1 protein-coding gene is annotated in these 755 nt (G+C 46.5%); it reads right to left on the bottom strand.

Annotated elements, in window-relative coordinates; translation table 11 throughout:
* On the bottom strand, positions 1-755 hold a 755-nt coding region (locus tag L1D47_RS20930), incomplete at both ends, for an elongation factor Tu (RefSeq protein WP_239886640.1).

Raw genomic sequence — 755 nt, 5'->3', positions numbered from 1 at the left:
GAAGTAGAACTGTGGACGGTAACCTTTGAAGAATGGAGTGTGACGACCACCTTCATCTTTAGAAAGTACGTATACTTCTGAAGTGAAYTTYGTGTGTGGAGTGATTGAACCAGGCTTAGCTAGTACTTGACCACGCTCAACKTCWTCACGCTTAGTACCACGTAGWAGTGCACCGATGTTCTCACCCGCACGACCTTCGTCTAGAAGCTTACGGAACATCTCAACACCYGTACAAGTTGTCTTCGTAGTTTCTTTAATACCTACGATTTCWACTTCGTCRTTCACGTTGATGATACCAGCTTCTACACGGCCWGTTACTACTGTACCACGACCCTGGATTGAGAATACGTCTTCGATAGGCATGATGAATGGCTTATCGATGTCACGCTCTGGCTCTGGGATGTAAGAATCTAGTGCTTCTGCAAGCTCAACGATTTTGTCTTCCCACTCTTTCTCACCTTCTAACGCTTTAAGCGCAGAACCTTGGATTAGAGGTAGGTCATCACCTGGGAAGTCATACTCAGAAAGAAGTTCACGAACTTCCATCTCTACTAGCTCTAGTAGCTCTTCGTCGTCAACCATGTCACATTTGTTCATGAACACGATGATGTAAGGTACACCAACCTGACGAGAAAGTAGGATGTGCTCACGTGTTTGAGGCATAGGACCGTCAGTAGCAGCAACTACTAGGATCGCGCCGTCCATCTGTGCAGCACCTGTGATCATGTTTTTAACATAGTCAGCGTGGCCTGGAC

The sequence above is a fragment of the Shewanella sp. Isolate7 genome, assembly GCF_022398425.1.
Classification (GTDB): domain Bacteria; phylum Pseudomonadota; class Gammaproteobacteria; order Enterobacterales; family Shewanellaceae; genus Shewanella.
This window is presented reverse-complemented; position numbering and strand designations above follow the sequence as displayed.